This window comes from Sphingobacterium thermophilum (assembly GCF_039541675.1).
Taxonomy (GTDB): Bacteria; Bacteroidota; Bacteroidia; order Sphingobacteriales; family Sphingobacteriaceae; genus Sphingobacterium; species Sphingobacterium thermophilum.
This window is the reverse complement of record NZ_BAABGR010000015.1, coordinates 394,027-409,219: the sequence shown is the minus strand read 5'-3', so window position 1 is coordinate 409,219 and position 15,193 is coordinate 394,027. Positions and strand designations below refer to the sequence as shown.

Sequence of the window (15,193 nt, the reverse complement as noted above, 5' to 3'; positions counted from 1 at the left end):
AGGACTTAGAATGATAAGTTAATACCAAAAGTAACTCGCTTAGGTGAAGGATATTGTGACGTTGCATCTCCTTCTTCGGACTCTCCTGGGCTGCCGTTCGCTGCCGACAAGGCTGTCTCTGGATCCAAACTAGAGAATTTAGTTCCTGTCCATAGGTTGTCTCCCGATAAGAAGATATTCAATCCTTTAAGCTTATACTTGCTCAATAGGGCTGACTTAAATGTATAGCCTAAAGTCACATTCCTCAGGCGGATGAAAGAAGCATCCTCCAAATAACGGGAAGAAGTTTTATTAGAGCTACTGTTGTTGTTATACATTGCTACAGGATGTGTAGCATGAGGGTTATCCACGCTCCATCGTGACCATCCCTTTTGTAACACCATATTATTGTAGGTTGGATATGCACCGTCGGAGTCAAACAATTCTCGGGAAGCATTGTAAGCATAAGCTCCTTTTAGGAAAGCCAACGATGTGGTAAGCGTGAAGTTTTTATATTCCATCGTCGAAAGCAAGCCCCCTTGGTATTTAGGTGTAGAAGTACCCACAAACTGTAAGGTAGCTTCATTATAGTTGGAAGTGGTGGTGACTTCTCCTGTCTGTGGGTCAATCTTTTCCCACAATGGAGCTCCATTATCAGGATTTACGCCGGCCCATCTACGCATATACCAAGAGTCTATGTCTCTACCTACAGAAAAGCGCTTATTGCCGCTATTGATATCGGTATTATCTTTCAGCCCCTTAATTTTGTTGCTGTTGGTTGCAATATTAAATCCTAAATTCCATTGAAAAGGATTGTCCGCATTAAAGACATCAACATTGAGAGCCAGTTCCACACCTTTATTACGGATAGCACCTATATTCATCCACTGGTTGCTCCATCCGGCAGTAGCAGGGAACGCTACGCTATACAACAATCCATTCGTATTTTTATAGTATGCTTCTGCCGTAAAATTTACTCGATTAAATAGGCCTAATTCAACCCCTACGTTGGCATCCCGCGAACGCTCCCAGCTTACATCCAGATTCTGATATTGTCCCGGGATGGCCGCCGGCTGTCCGTTGTACTGACCGTCCAGATTGTAGAACGAATACGAAGCATATAGGGAGTTAGGCACATTACCTACCTGTCCGAAAGAGGCCTTAAGACGTAACTGGTTAATCTTGTCCGTATTGAAAAACGCTTCATTATGAACGTTCCATGCACCGCTTAAAGAATAGAAGCTACCATATTGATTGTTCTTTCCGAATCGGGAAGAACCATCTATCCGGTAGGAAGCCTGTACGTTATAACGGTTGTCATAGTTGTATGAAGCCTGCACCAATACCGACTGGAAAGCATAATCGTTTTTCGTCCCTTGCATCGAAAGAAAATCCGCTGCATTGTCGATAATTTGGGATCCTGGAGCTATACCTTTGCCTCCCGCCCCCACACTGCTGTAAACATAGTCGGAATACTCATAGGCCGCATAAGCAGCAACATTATGCTTCTCGCCGAAAGTATCATTATATTTCAACATTTGGTTGAAAAAGCGAGTAATACGTTTGTCTGCAAACTGAGACACAGAACCCTGATTTCCCAATCCTGAGTTGGAGTTAGGATCCACATACGAAAGGGTGGTTTGATTGTAGTAAGTCAGGTTATTCATCGACTCGAAAGTGAATTTATCGTTGATACGATAAGAAAAGTCCAAATTCGAGAGTATATTGAATGTCTGTCCCTGACCGTAGTTGAACTGTAGATCGTACAAGTAGTTGCGATTATCCCTACCATACCAAGTTATACCTCCTGCCTGTGGATTTTTTATAGTTCCATCAGCATTGTAAGGTTGATCCCACGGCATATAAAGATACATATCGTACAAAGAATGCTGCCTACTGTCATAGGTGGTGTAAGAAGCATTCAGCTTAGGCTTGAAAGTTATCTTATCCGTAAGTTTATGATCAATATTGATTCTTCCGGAAATACGCTCATAATCGTATCCTTTTACCGATCCTTCTTCCGCATAATAGTTGGCGCCTAAGGCTACAGAAGTGCGGTCCGTTCTACCCAAATAAGAAGCATTTAAGTCGTTTAGCTTACCTGCTTGCGTACCGTTCTTCACCCAATCGTAGTCTGTCTTCAGCACCTCTTCGGTCACGTTACTAGGAATTGCAGATTGGTTGCTGTAGCTTTGATAGAGATCCCATAGTTCTGCCGAATTCATCAGCTTAAATTTGCCCGGATTAAAACGGCTAGTGCCGGTAATCCAATTTACGGAAAATGTGCCTGCTCCCGAATTTGCTGCCGTCTTTGTTGTCACGACGATAACCCCGTTCGTACCTCTTGAACCGTACTGTGCTGTTGCCGCTGCATCCTTAAGCACCGAAAGTGATGCAATATCATTAGGGCTGATATTCGGCACGCCGTGCATTACTACACCATCCACTACCCATAGAGGAGATGTTTTGGACGAAATAGAATTACGACCACGTATGCGGATGTTGCCCTGTGCTCCGGGACGTCCTGAGCCATTAACCACATTGATACCGGCAACCTTTCCCTGCAACAAATTGGAAATATTTGGAGACTTAGTATCCTGCAGTTCTTTAGGAGAAATGGTAGCTATAGATGCGGAAATATTCTCTCTCCGTTGACTGGAATACCCTGTCACCACCACTTCTTCAATATCCTGGCTTTCATAATTTAACACAACAGAAACATAATTAGTTGAAATCACAACTTCTTTAGTTTCATATCCCACACTCTTAAATTCCAATATGTCTCCCACACTGGCGGAAATGGAGAATGAGCCTGTATTGTCAGTGGAAGACACGGTACTTTTTCCTTTCACCGCTACGGTAACCCCTGAAAGTACTTCGCCGTTACTTCCTTTCACTTCTCCACGTATGGTCTGTTGAACAACCGCATTAATATTGATTGAACGCCATGATTCCGCCCTTGACGGATACGGAAGAAATGAAGAAACCAGCATGCCCGACATCATCCATATCAAGGAACTTCTCCTTCCTTTTCGAAAATTTGTTACTGCCATATAATTTAGATTTATAATGCAACGAAATAGATCATTAGATGAATCTTTTGAACTAAATCCCACCAATAATAGGATTTTTGATCTGAAATACCATAGCAGCAACAAACGAAATCGTTTGCGTAACAATCACTTTTAATAAATCAATTTTCTGGAAAAGAAAAGCGGAAGACAAAAAAAGCCTTACATCATCATGTAAGGCTTTTTGATTAGTAGCGGGGGCCAGACTCGAACTGACGACCTTCGGGTTATGAGCCCGACGAGCTACCACTGCTCCACCCCGCATTGTATTTTTATTCTTTCTGCCGGACATTGCGTCCGACGACTTTCGGTAGCGGGAGCCAGACTCGAACTGACGACCTTCGGGTTATGAGCCCGACGAGCTACCACTGCTCCATCCCGCACTGTATTTTCATGCTTTCTGCCGGACATCGTGTCCGACGACTTTCGGTAGCGGGGGCCAGACTCGAACTGACGACCTTCGGGTTATGAGCCCGACGAGCTACCACTGCTCCACCCCGCACTGTATTTATATTCTTTCTGCCGGACATCGCGTCCGACGACTTTCGGTAGCGGGGGCCAGACTCGAACTGACGACCTTCGGGTTATGAGCCCGACGAGCTACCACTGCTCCACCCCGCACTATATTTTCATGCTAAAATCTTTGATTTTGTTATCAAAAACAAAGATTATTTACCTTTCAAATTGGAGTACAAAGATATTATTTGTTTCTTTGTAAAACAAATAAAAATTAAAAATGTCGCATAAAGCTGGATTCGTAAGCCTTATCGGTAAACCAAACGCAGGTAAGTCTACACTAATGAACGCTTTAGTGGGTGAAAAAATGTCTATCATCACCCCTAAAGCACAAACAACACGCCATCGCATCATCGGAATAGTCAACGACGAAAACCATCAGATTGTTTTCTCTGATACTCCCGGCATCATAAAACCGAAATATACTTTGCAGGAATCCATGATGAACTTCGTGGAAGACTCTCTTGTAGATGCCGATCTGATACTTTTTGTTACAGACATTCACGAAAGATATGACGAACAAGACGTGTTGGAAAAATTGCGCAAAGCCTCCTCTCCAGTAGCGGTATTGATCAACAAAGTTGATCTCTCTAACGAAGAAGAAGTAAAACAAAAAATCAAGTTTTGGGAAGAAACCTTAAATCCCGACGCAGTATTCCCTATGTCCGCACTCTTGGGATTTAACGTACAAACCATCCTTGAATACATTAAAGAAAAACTTCCGGAACATCCTCCCTACTATGACAAAGAAGAGCTGACAGACCGGACCATGCGATTTTTTGTTTCCGAAATAATCCGCGAAAAAATCTTTATGCTCTATGACAAAGAGATTCCATATAGCACGGAAGTAGGCGTAGTTTCGTATAAGGAAGAACCTAACATCACCAGAATTTCCGCAGAGATCTACGTAGAAAGAGATTCGCAGAAAAACATTATCATCGGCAAAGGTGGTGAAATGATCAAAAAAGTAGGCACCTACGCTCGAAAAGATATCGAAGAGTTCATTGGAAATAAAGTTTTCTTGGAGCTGTATGTCAAAGTAGTGCCTGATTGGCGTACAAAGAAGAACATTCTAAAACGTTTCGGTTATGATAATTAAAAAGCAGTGTAAACACTGCTTTTTTATTGAAAATACTCTCTTAATGCTTTTATCTGCCTTTTATTCAGCACCTTCGCTAAATCATCATCTGTTGCCTCTTTCACCTTTTTCACCGATTTAAACTCCCTCAACAGCTTCTCTACCGATGTTTTTCCTATTCCAGGGATATTTTCCAGCTCAGAGACGAAGGTCTTGCGGCTACGTTGGTAGCGGTGAAATGTGATGCCGAAGCGGTGTGCCTCATCCCGCAGATGCTGGATAACCTTTAAGGTTTCAGATTTCTTATCCAGATAAAGCGGATATTGATCTCCCGGATAGAAGAGCTCCTCCAGACGTTTGGCAATGCCTATCACGGTGACCTGCTTTTCTATACCCAACAGTTTAAGGCTTTTCAAGGCGGCGCCCAGCTGTCCTTTACCACCGTCGATAACGATAAGCTGTGGCAGAGGTTGCCCCTCATCCAACAAGCGTTTGTAACGACGGTAAACGGCCTCCTCCATCGTTGCAAAATCGTTAGGACCTTCCACGGTCTTCACGTTGAAATGTCTGTAATCTTTTTTCGAAGGCTTGCCGTCTTTGAATACCACTATCGCCGACACCGGGTAGTTTCCTTGAATATTGGAATTATCAAAACATTCTATATGTCGTGGTAGCACGTTTAGCCTCAAATCTTTCTGCATCTGCGTCAAAAGACGTTCGGTCTTAATCTCCGGGTTCAGCTTTTCATATTGGAGCATGCGCTCTTTCTTGAAATATGCTACGTTATTCAACGAAAGCTCCAACAGCTTCTTCTTATCTCCCAGTTTCGGGACGGTAAACTTCACATAATCCGGCAGTCCTTCTACCTCTATCTCAAAAGGGACAATAATCTCGCGTGACAGCGATTTGTAGCGATTGCGGATTTCTGGAATAGCAATCTGCAGCAGTTCCGCATCGGTCTCATCCAGTCGTTTTTTCATTTCCAAAGTCTGCGTCTGGATTACCACTCCGTTCACCACTCTCAAGAAATTTACAAAGGCTATACTTTCATCCGATGCAATGCTAAAGACATCCACATTCGTAATAGATGAACTTACCACTGTCGATTTGGATTGGTAGTTTTCCAGCTTATCCAACTTGATCTTTAGCTGGTGCGCCAATTCGAAGTTGAGGTTCGCGACGGCTTCATCGAGCTGCTCTTTGATACGCGTTTTCACTACCGATATCTTACCATTAAGGATATCTTTGATGTTAGCAAGATTCTGGTCGTAATCTTCTTTCGACTGTAGTCCCTCACAAGGCCCCTTACAATTGCCGATTTGATATTCCAGACAGATACGGTACTTCCCTTTGGCGATAATTTCAGGAGAAAGGTTGAGGTTGCAAGTGCGCAGCGGAAACAACTCCCTTATGGTATCCAGCACCACATGCATCATGCCCACCGAAGCGTAAGGACCGAAATAAGTGGAGCCATCCTTGATATATTTACGTGTCCACTGTACGCGCGGAAAAGGTTCATTCTTGATGACAATCCAAGGATAGGTTTTATCGTCCTTAAGCATCACATTGTAGCGTGGCTTATGTTTCTTGATAAGGTTGTTCTCCAGCAGCCAAGCATCAATTTCCGTATCTACAATGGTAAAGGCTATGCGGTTGATCTTACGGACCAACACCCTAGTTTTGGCATTGAGCTGACGGTCATTGACGAAATAAGAACTCACCCTATTCTTCAAATCTTTAGCCTTCCCCACATAAATCAACACATCGTCCTTATCAAAATATTGATATACGCCAGGTTTATGAGGAATCTTCTTTAACTCTTCTTTATAATCGAACGAACTCATCAACACTACATAAAAATGCCAGACAACAAATTACGAAAATTCATTGTCTGGCGTGTTATAATATTATCAAATTTTAAAATCCTAAACGGTCGTCTTGCAGCTCCGGTTCGGGCTGTTCCCCACCTTGATACACTCCACTATACTTCGAGCAGTCGATCACGCGTGTCAATCCTCCCGGCGGAAGAGGGAAATCCTCTTTAGAATATCCGAGCTTACTATCAGCATACACACGCTTCATAAATAAGCCGAACACCGGCAGGGCTGCCGCAGCCCCCTGTCCATACTGCATATTGCTGAAGCTTATACCTCGGTCTTCACATCCTGTCCACACTCCGGTTACCAGTTGCGGCGTAATGCCGATAAACCATGCGTCGGAGTTGTCGTTGGTAGTACCGGTCTTACCCCCTATAGGATAGGTAATCCCCCCAAACTCGGCACGACGCAGTCTGCTGGCCGTACCGCCATCTACCACTCCTTTCAACATATCTACCATGATATAGGCAGACTCACTGTTAAGCACTTTCCGGATTTCAGGTTTATGCTCATAGATTACCGTTCCTTCTTTGGTTTCTATACGTAGGATCATCACCGGCTTAATCCATGTTCCGTGATTGACGAATGCCGAATACGCACCAACCATATCATATACCGATGCTTCATATGCTCCCAAAGCTATAGAAGGATAACTAGGCACCTTGGATGTTATACCCATCTTGCGGGTAAGTTCTGCCACATTTGAAGCACCTACCAAGTGAATGAGGTATGCCGTAGCGTGGTTTTGCGAATATTTCAGCGCATTTTTCAAGGTTATAGGATCTCCACCCTGAATAGTTCCCCGTGGCGACCAGTCGCCGTATGTTTGGGGATGGTTAGGAATCGGCTGACACGGCGAGTAGTCGTTGTCTATTGCCACCGCATAGGTGAAAGGCTTGGCTGTAGATCCCACCTGACGTGTTCCCATCTTTACCTGATCGTATTTATAATGTTCAAAGCTTATCCCTCCGACCCACGCTTTGATATGTCCGGTCTGTGGTTCCATAGACATCATGGAGTTGCGGAGAATAAGTTTGTTGTATTTAATAGAATCCATCGGCGTCATCATCGTATCGACGCTTCCTTTCCAGGTGAAGATGGTCATGCGCGTCTTTGTGTTGAAAGCTTTCAGGATTTCCTCTTCAGAAGCGCCGTCATTTTTCATCTGTATATAACGGTCCGAACGCTTCATACCAGTAGTGAGGAGCTTAGCACGCTCCCCGGCAAAAGGATTTCTGTTGCGCCACTGCTTATCAAACTCTTTTTGCAGCTTCTGCATCCATTCTTTCTGTGCCTGTTCGGCATACAGCTGCATATCGTAATTTATAGGTGTATAGATGCGAAGTCCGTCTCTATCCAAGTCGTACGGGGTGCCATCCTCTTTGGTGATGCCCAGACGTTGAAACTCCTTCTTGATCTCATCTTTCAGCACCGCACGGAAATAAGGGGCCGGGCCTTCGCCATAGCTCGTCACATTGAGATTCAGCTTCAACGGTTTTTCCTTGGCTTCCTCATATTCTTCTTTGGTGATAAAGCCCTCTTTCATCATATTGGCCAACACCAGGTTACGGCGGTTAAGCGAACGTTCCGGATTGCGGATAGGAGAAAATAAAGAAGGGCCTTTCAACATACCTACCAACACGGCTGCTTCTTCCATCTTCAGCTTATCCGGCGTGGTATTGAAGAAGGTCCGTGCCGCAGACTTAATACCATACGTATTTTTATAGCCGAAGTCTACGGTATTGAAGTACATCATGATGATCTCTTCTTTAGTGTAGTTCCGTTCCAAACGTACGGCCGTAATCCATTCCTGCAGTTTCTGCATGATACGCTTGATGGTGTTGCGCTCTCTCTTTTCCGAAAAAAGATTTAATGCTAGCTGTTGAGTGATCGTACTTCCCCCTTGCTTGTTTCCCATCAATGTATAGAAGACCGTAGTTATCGTACGGGAATAATCTATTCCCGAATGGCTATAAAAACGTTTATCTTCGGTAGCAATCAACGCATTAACCAGATGAGGAGATAAATCACTATACTGTACGTTAGATCTGTTTTCTTTATAATAGGTACCCAACACACGGTTGTCGTCCGTAAGGATTTCTGAAGCCAAATTACTTTTTGGGTTTTCCAATTCATCGAAACCAGGAAGCTTACCAAAAAGACCGATACGTACTAAAAATATTACTAAAAAAATACATCCTATACCACCAAAAATGATCAGCCAAAAATTTCGAGTATAGCGTTTGATCTCTTCCGGTGTAAGCTTACTATTTTTTGATTCTCTCTTCATATTAATTATGTAGAATGCTACTTAACGATTCTTTCCGTTTTCAAATATTCCCTGACAGATTCTGCTATTGCATGAACGCTAACATTTTTTGGGAATTACAAAGGTACTATATTTTTTTTCACTAAGCTTTATAAATTCGGGGCGCTATCCACAAACTTATCTGCAAAGGGTCTCCTCCATAGCAAGAGAAGTAACGTTTTAAGGTTAATCACCTACTGTCTACAGCCGCGTTTCCGCATTCTATACATGTACACATTTGCTGACTTTTAGAGCATGTTCTCCAACAGGTTTATCCGATGCAGATAATCTGTCTTTCTAACGGTATCTTGCTGCATGAGCTCCTTCAGAACTCCTACCGCTTCCTTCCTTAAGCCTATCTTCTCAAGGAAATCTGCATAAGCCACTCCCTTTCCGATCGTTCTATCCTCTTTATATTGGCGCAAGAGGGAAATCCATTCGTCACCATTCGCACTCAAGATACGCGCTTCATCCTCTAACCCATCATGATATCCACTCTCCCTGATTTTTTCTAAATACGTCTTTGCTAAATCGTATTGCGACTTAGAAAGATATAGTTGTACCAATTTCCAGCATGCCTTGCTAGCCATACGTGGTGACGGGTACTGCTGCACAGCCTTTGTGTAATACACTATGGCCGAATCCGGCTGATGAGGCGCATAATCTTCTGCCACAGCCATATAAACCAGCCCCTCCTTGCCCAAAGAATAGCCCTTCTTCAAAATCTGTTTGTATTGGGCAAGACGTTGATTCAAGTCTTTCGACTGTAGACGTAAACAAGCAACTTCCGAAGCAATTTTTATACCATCGGGAGCGGTAAGACTTCTCCGCACCGCTTGAAAATACGGTAAGGCCTGTTCGTAATTTTCCTTTTCCGCATACATCAATGCTAGGCTATACGTCCAAGACCAGCGGTAACCCTTTGGAGCATATTCCGTTTGGGCCAATTCCAAGTACACGATGGCTGAGTCTATCTGCCTTTGAAGATAGAAGGTTTCTGCATGAGCAGCATAAAGTAAGGATCTCTCTCGAGGAGAGAATAGTCCTAATTCGATTTCTGGGAAAAGAGAGTTTACCTTCTGATATTGTCCCAAAAGATTATGGATTCGCAACCAATAATACAAAACCTCGAAGTCCGTAAAGGATAGTCCCGGCAAGTCTAGATAAGCCTGGGCAGCATAATAATCTTCCTTATAAAAATAGGATTGAGCAAGACGTACATATAGTGCTTTTTTCTGCCGGTCTTCATGCACGTAAGGCAGCAGTTCCAAGATGCCCTGTTGTAAGGAATCCAGAAAGTTCGAATTAGAACGATAATCCGGCTTTTCAAGCAACTGAATCTGCCACATGTTCTGCTGTTGAAAAAGTAGTCTTTCCCTTTCCTTCCTTAATGCGGCGTCAATATTAAAAAGCGTATTATACCGAATAGAAAATGAATGATACTTCTTCTGCGAATAAGAGGATGGATTACCCGAAGGCGTAGAACATTGCACAAAGAATATCCCGCCTATTGTGGTGACCAATAAGGAAAAGCATATAGAAAAACTCTTTAAAAACCTCATTTCTATTAGCTTACGCTGACAATCAAATATACAATACGATTGTAGATTTCAACAAATAGTTTAATTATAGGCCTTACATTCCTTACCTTTACCTCCGATGTTGACGAAATCAGTAGAATCCAAAGGTTTATTTTTCATTTTTGTAACCGTAGTGATTGACTCTATAGGACTGGGCATTATCATTCCGGTGATACCGAAATTAATTCAGGAACTTATACATGGAGACCTTAGCGCTGCCTCCCAGTATGGGGGATGGCTGGTATTTGTTTATGCTTTCGCTCAATTTTTCTTTGCTTCGGTGTTGGGCAACCTGAGTGATAAATATGGGAGAAGGCCGGTATTGCTGTTTTCTCTATTGGGTTTCGGAATCAACTATATTCTTATGGGGATAGCTCCTTCTATTGGATGGCTCTTCGCAGGACGACTTATTGCCGGCATTACGGGAGCCAGTCATACGGTCGCTGCCGCCTATATCGCCGATATAAGCTCTCCCCAGAAAAAAGCACAAAACTTTGGTTTGTTAGGTGCAGCCTTCGGGCTGGGTTTTATCCTCGGGCCGGTACTTGGAGGCATCTTGGGTCAATACAGCTCACGGCTTCCCTTTTTTGCGGCGGCGGCTCTCTGTCTGTTAAACCTTCTTTACGGCTATTTTGTCGTGCCGGAATCGTTAAAGCCTGAACTGAGAAGACCTTTCGACTGGAAGACGTCCAACCCCATCGGCACTTTTGCCCATATCAACACCTATCCCCAAATTTTACCGCTTATGGTCTGTATCTTCCTCGTAAACATAGCAGCCAATGCCGTGCAAACCACGTGGTCCTATTATACGATGGAAAAATTTCAGTGGGATGAACGTATGGTAGGTCTATCGCTAGGTTTTGTAGGTACGTTATTGATGATAGTGCAGGCAGGACTTATACGCATAGCCATACCGAAGCTAGGACTCAAAAATGCTATCCTCCTCGGGCTCACCCTTTACCTGATTGCGTATTCTTTGTTCGGCATTGCAACACAAAGCTGGATGATGTTTGCGATAAGTATCTTCTTCGTATCGGCAGGTATCGGAGGACCGGCACTGCAGAGCTACATCTCCAATCATATACCGGCAAACGAGCAAGGACAGATACAAGGAGGAATCACTTCCGTCATTAGCCTTACAGCCATCATCGGCCCTGTCATCATGAGCTCCCTATTTTCTTATTTTTCAAGAAAAGAGGCTGTCTTCTATTTTCCGGGAGCCCCATTTGTCTTGTCGGCATTACTGTCCGTCCTTGCCTTGCTGATAATGATTTCTTATTTCCGAAACAAAGAGTGATTATTTCTGAATCAGGCAAACAGCATATGCTACAACGCCCTCCTGACGGCCAATGAAGCCCATGGTTTCGTTTGTCGTCGCCTTAATGGAGATATCTTCCTCCTCTAGGCCTGTAACTGCTGCTATGTTTTTTCGCATGGCAGGAATATAAGGTTTGATCTTCGGAGCTTCCAGCACCAGCATTGCGTCAATATTACCCAGAGACCAGCCTTTCTCAGAAATAAGACGCACACACTCTTCTAAGAGCACAAGACTGCTAACACCCTTCCAGCGCATATCCGTATTGGGGAAATGCAAACCTATATCGCCTAAGTTGGCAGCTCCCAATATAGCATCACATATAGCATGCACCAACACATCTGCATCGGAATGCCCAAACGCTCCGGCATGATGTTCTAGCTGTACACCTCCCACGATGAAAGGGTGTCCCTCTTTCATCTGGTGTACGTCGAAACCGAATCCTACTTTAATCTTCATACCGGACGAAGTTAGCATTTACTTTTAATATTCTCTATACATCATTGTGCACGTCCTTTCCGAAACACAATTAGTACCTGTATTTATATTTTGTATTAAGATATTACAAAAAAATCCTATTTTTGAACAACTATTAATGACATTGAAATCATCATGATGAAATTGCGAGTTTTTACATCTGCAATACTAATTATTACAATTATAACCTCTTTCAGTTCTTGTAAAAGTAAAAGCGGTGACTATTCAAGCAAAACAGGTGTTCGTTATAATGATCCGGACAATGGAGGCTTACAAATAAACAGAAAAATCAAAGAAACGCCGGGACCAGGTTTAATTCCTATTGAGGGTGGTACTTTCGTGATGGGAGGCAGCCTGAGCGACGATATAGCTTACAACTATGATGTGGTAAAGCGTAGGGTGACCGTGGCTTCGTTCTATATCGACGAGACTGAAGTAGCCAATGTAGACTGGTTGGAGTATCTACATTGGATTACCACCAATTTCCCTGATGACCAAAAAATGTATTACGATGCTCTCCCTGACACCTTGGTGTGGAGACATCCTCTTTCGTATAATGAGCCTTATGTAAACTTCTACTTGCGTCACCCTTCCTTTCAGGATTATCCGGTGGTGGGAGTTACATGGGAGCAGGCTGTAGCGTACTGCCAATGGCGTACAGACCGTGTAAACGAAAACATATTGCGCCAGAAAGGCATCCTAGCAGATTATAAAACTGCTGCTCAACAGCAAAAAGCAACCGGTTTCAACACCGAAATTTATCTTAACGGCCAATACCAAGGGGAAGGTATTGACGGTAAAAATATGCCCAAAGATACTCGCCCTAACGCACAACAGGGTGCTCGCAGACCTGTACGTATGGAAGACGGCATCCTAAAACAAGCATATAGACTACCTACAGAAGCAGAATGGGAATATGCTGCTCTAGGGTTGATAGGAAATACAATCAAAGGAAATGTGGAAACCAACAAGGTTTATCCTTGGAATGGTCTGGGCGTTCGCGACTACAAACGTGGAACTCAAGGACAGATGATGGCCAACTTCAAAATTTCTAGAGGTAACAACATGGGAGTTGCCGGCGATCTGAACGACGGTGGTGACATCACCGTTCCGGTAAGAAGTTATCAACCTAACGACTACGGTCTATACAATATGGCCGGAAACGTAAACGAATGGGTAAGCGACGTGTACCGTCAGCTATCTTATGAAGACTTCGAAGACTTCAACCCTTACCGCGGTCACGAATTTAAAGACTATAAATACGAAGACGAAGAGAAACGGATTCTCGCCAAAGATGAATACGGCAGACCTATAAAAGTGCCGGCAAAAGCGCCTCGCAAACAAACATGGGAAGAGCTGCAGGCCGCTAAAGCCGGAGAAAACCCATTGAAACCATATAACAATGATGTGCGCGGTTTCAAAGACGAAGAAAACAAAGAGCTTTACGGCAAGACTACTCTCGTCAACAACAAATCTAGAGTCTATAAAGGTGGCTCATGGAACGACAGAGCCTTCTGGCTAAATCCTGCTACCCGAAGACATATGCAACAAGATGAATCCAACGCCATGACAGGATTCCGCTGCGCTATGACTATGGTAGGCAACATATTTGGACCAGGAAACGGCTATAGAAGATAAAAAAATAAAAGGGAGGAAAATTTCTTCCCTTTTTTCATATAGAGGGCTTTCATAGCAGCCTTGCCAACCATTACAGGTTTCAAACCAATAAGTTTTCTGTAATGCGCATTATCGGGAACATACCATTTTTGGGTGGATCGGCTCTATTAGCGCTAGCGTTTTCTTTAAGAACACTAATAAGATCGGGACTATAAGGATAACAATCCAAATAACATTTTTTGCCCTCATATACGCCCAGCTCAAAAGCGAAGTCCTTTACATCAAAACCACTCATTTCTTAACTGCGTATTTTGTGTAATCAATACTAAAAATAGTAAAATTTCAAACAACTAACAATGCAAAATGCACAATTAAATTACTGTTGGATGATATTGATAATCAACAATCTAAGAATCCCAAAGGATTGATTAATTTCTTCAAAAAAATTATTGCGTATATTTGAGAGTTAGCCACCATTTTAAAGAACACTCGCAGAAAAAAATAAAAATCTAAGATTTGACTTTTAAAGAGCAAAATTGAAATAAAAGCAGGACGAAAAAAAAGAAAATTTAAAAGGAAAATCATAACGGAAGTTTAAGCGGAACGGAAAACCAAAAAAAGAAAAATCCAAAAGAAAAAATATTTTGTACCTAAAAACAATATGAAAAAAGGCGAAAAAGTATTTCTTACTATTTTGATAATGGGATTTTTACTAAGTTCTATGTATCTAATTTACAAGTTGCCTCAAGTATATGGAAAAATTGCACTTGGCGTTTCTTTTCTCGTATTGACTGTTTCATTTATCAAAATCAAATGGCTTAGAAATATACTGCTAATCGTTTGTTCAGGTGGAGTAATTTTCATCCTATACTCAGGATTTGCCTTTTTGGATTATACAGAGAATAAAAAGACTGTTTTTGATAGTATTGAATATGCAGTGACTTTTGAAAAAGGAACTTTTAAGGAAGCCCTGCAAAAATCAAAAGAATTGAATAAGCCAATCTTTATTGATTTCTATACTGTTTGGTGCGCACCCTGTTTGGCATTTAGCAAAAATGTGCTGACAGATGAAGAAGTAGCCAAATATATGAACAAAGCTTTCCTCAATTTGAAATACGATGCGGAAAAAGGTGAAGGGATTAGTATTTCAGAAAAGTACAATATTTCGTCTTATCCGACCCTGTTGATAATAAATCACAAGGGGGAAATTGTAGAACATATCAACAAAAAATGGGTTCCAAACAGTGAAAATATGATAGATATTTCAAAAAGATATCTTTCTACAAACATCAGTTCTCAATAAAACTGATTTAAAAACAATATGATTAATTTAACCCGAAAACCGATATAAAAAACGGTGGCTAACAGCGGCTAT

General features: G+C 42.5%; 9 protein-coding genes and 4 tRNA genes. 4 read left to right on the top strand and 9 right to left on the bottom strand.

The features are described 5' to 3' along the window. Positions 1-5: 5 nt before the first annotated feature. The 5 genes from ABD873_RS07705 to ABD873_RS07685 form a co-directional block, all read right to left on the bottom strand. Positions 6-3,032, bottom strand: coding sequence for a SusC/RagA family TonB-linked outer membrane protein (locus ABD873_RS07705; protein ID WP_345066858.1), 3,027 nt, complete (start codon positions 3,030-3,032; stop codon positions 6-8). A gap of 210 nt (positions 3,033-3,242) precedes the next feature. Beyond that, positions 3,243-3,314 (bottom strand) — tRNA-Met (locus ABD873_RS07700). Positions 3,315-3,361: 47 nt separating this feature from the next. Beyond that, a tRNA-Met gene (locus ABD873_RS07695) sits at positions 3,362-3,433 on the bottom strand. Positions 3,434-3,480: 47 nt separating this feature from the next. After that, positions 3,481-3,552 (bottom strand) — tRNA-Met (locus ABD873_RS07690). Positions 3,553-3,599: 47 nt separating this feature from the next. Next, positions 3,600-3,671: transfer RNA gene (locus ABD873_RS07685), tRNA-Met, on the bottom strand. Between the two features lie 115 nt (positions 3,672-3,786). Here ABD873_RS07685 and era point away from each other — a divergent pair. Further along, a complete protein-coding gene (gene era, locus ABD873_RS07680) occupies positions 3,787-4,665 on the top strand; it encodes a GTPase Era (protein ID WP_345066855.1) in 879 nt (292 codons plus the stop codon). Positions 4,666-4,688: 23 nt separating this feature from the next. On the opposite strand, the gene uvrC is transcribed toward era, so the two are convergent. The 3 genes from uvrC to ABD873_RS07665 form a co-directional block, all read right to left on the bottom strand. After that, positions 4,689-6,488: an excinuclease ABC subunit UvrC gene (gene uvrC, locus ABD873_RS07675; protein WP_345066852.1), complete on the bottom strand. Its 1,800-nt coding sequence runs from the start codon at positions 6,486-6,488 to the stop codon at positions 4,689-4,691. A 73-nt stretch (positions 6,489-6,561) separates the two neighbouring features. Further along, the gene (locus tag ABD873_RS07670; RefSeq protein WP_345066849.1) at positions 6,562-8,811 is read right to left on the bottom strand and encodes a penicillin-binding protein 1A; all 2,250 of its coding nucleotides are present in this window, start codon (positions 8,809-8,811) and stop codon (positions 6,562-6,564) included. A 266-nt stretch (positions 8,812-9,077) separates the two neighbouring features. Beyond that, the gene (locus tag ABD873_RS07665; protein ID WP_345066846.1) at positions 9,078-10,391 is read right to left on the bottom strand and encodes a tetratricopeptide repeat protein; all 1,314 of its coding nucleotides are present in this window, start codon (positions 10,389-10,391) and stop codon (positions 9,078-9,080) included. Between the two features lie 97 nt (positions 10,392-10,488). On the opposite strand from ABD873_RS07665, the gene ABD873_RS07660 reads away from it, so the two are divergent. Continuing rightward, positions 10,489-11,706 carry a TCR/Tet family MFS transporter gene (locus ABD873_RS07660; RefSeq protein ID WP_345066843.1) on the top strand — a complete coding sequence of 406 codons (1,218 nt, stop codon included), beginning with the start codon at positions 10,489-10,491 and terminating at the stop codon, positions 11,704-11,706. Here the strand turns inward: ABD873_RS07660 and ispF are convergent, their stop codons facing one another. Further along, positions 11,707-12,183: a 2-C-methyl-D-erythritol 2,4-cyclodiphosphate synthase gene (gene ispF, locus ABD873_RS07655; RefSeq protein ID WP_345066840.1), complete on the bottom strand. Its 477-nt coding sequence runs from the start codon at positions 12,181-12,183 to the stop codon at positions 11,707-11,709. Between the two features lie 153 nt (positions 12,184-12,336). Here ispF and ABD873_RS07650 point away from each other — a divergent pair, with 153 nt between their 5' ends. Next, positions 12,337-13,839: an SUMF1/EgtB/PvdO family nonheme iron enzyme gene (locus tag ABD873_RS07650; protein WP_345066836.1), complete on the top strand. Its 1,503-nt coding sequence runs from the start codon at positions 12,337-12,339 to the stop codon at positions 13,837-13,839. A 640-nt stretch (positions 13,840-14,479) separates the two neighbouring features. Continuing rightward, positions 14,480-15,121 carry a thioredoxin family protein gene (locus ABD873_RS07645; protein ID WP_345066833.1) on the top strand — a complete coding sequence of 214 codons (642 nt, stop codon included), beginning with the start codon at positions 14,480-14,482 and terminating at the stop codon, positions 15,119-15,121. The last annotated feature ends 72 nt before the right edge of the window (positions 15,122-15,193 follow it).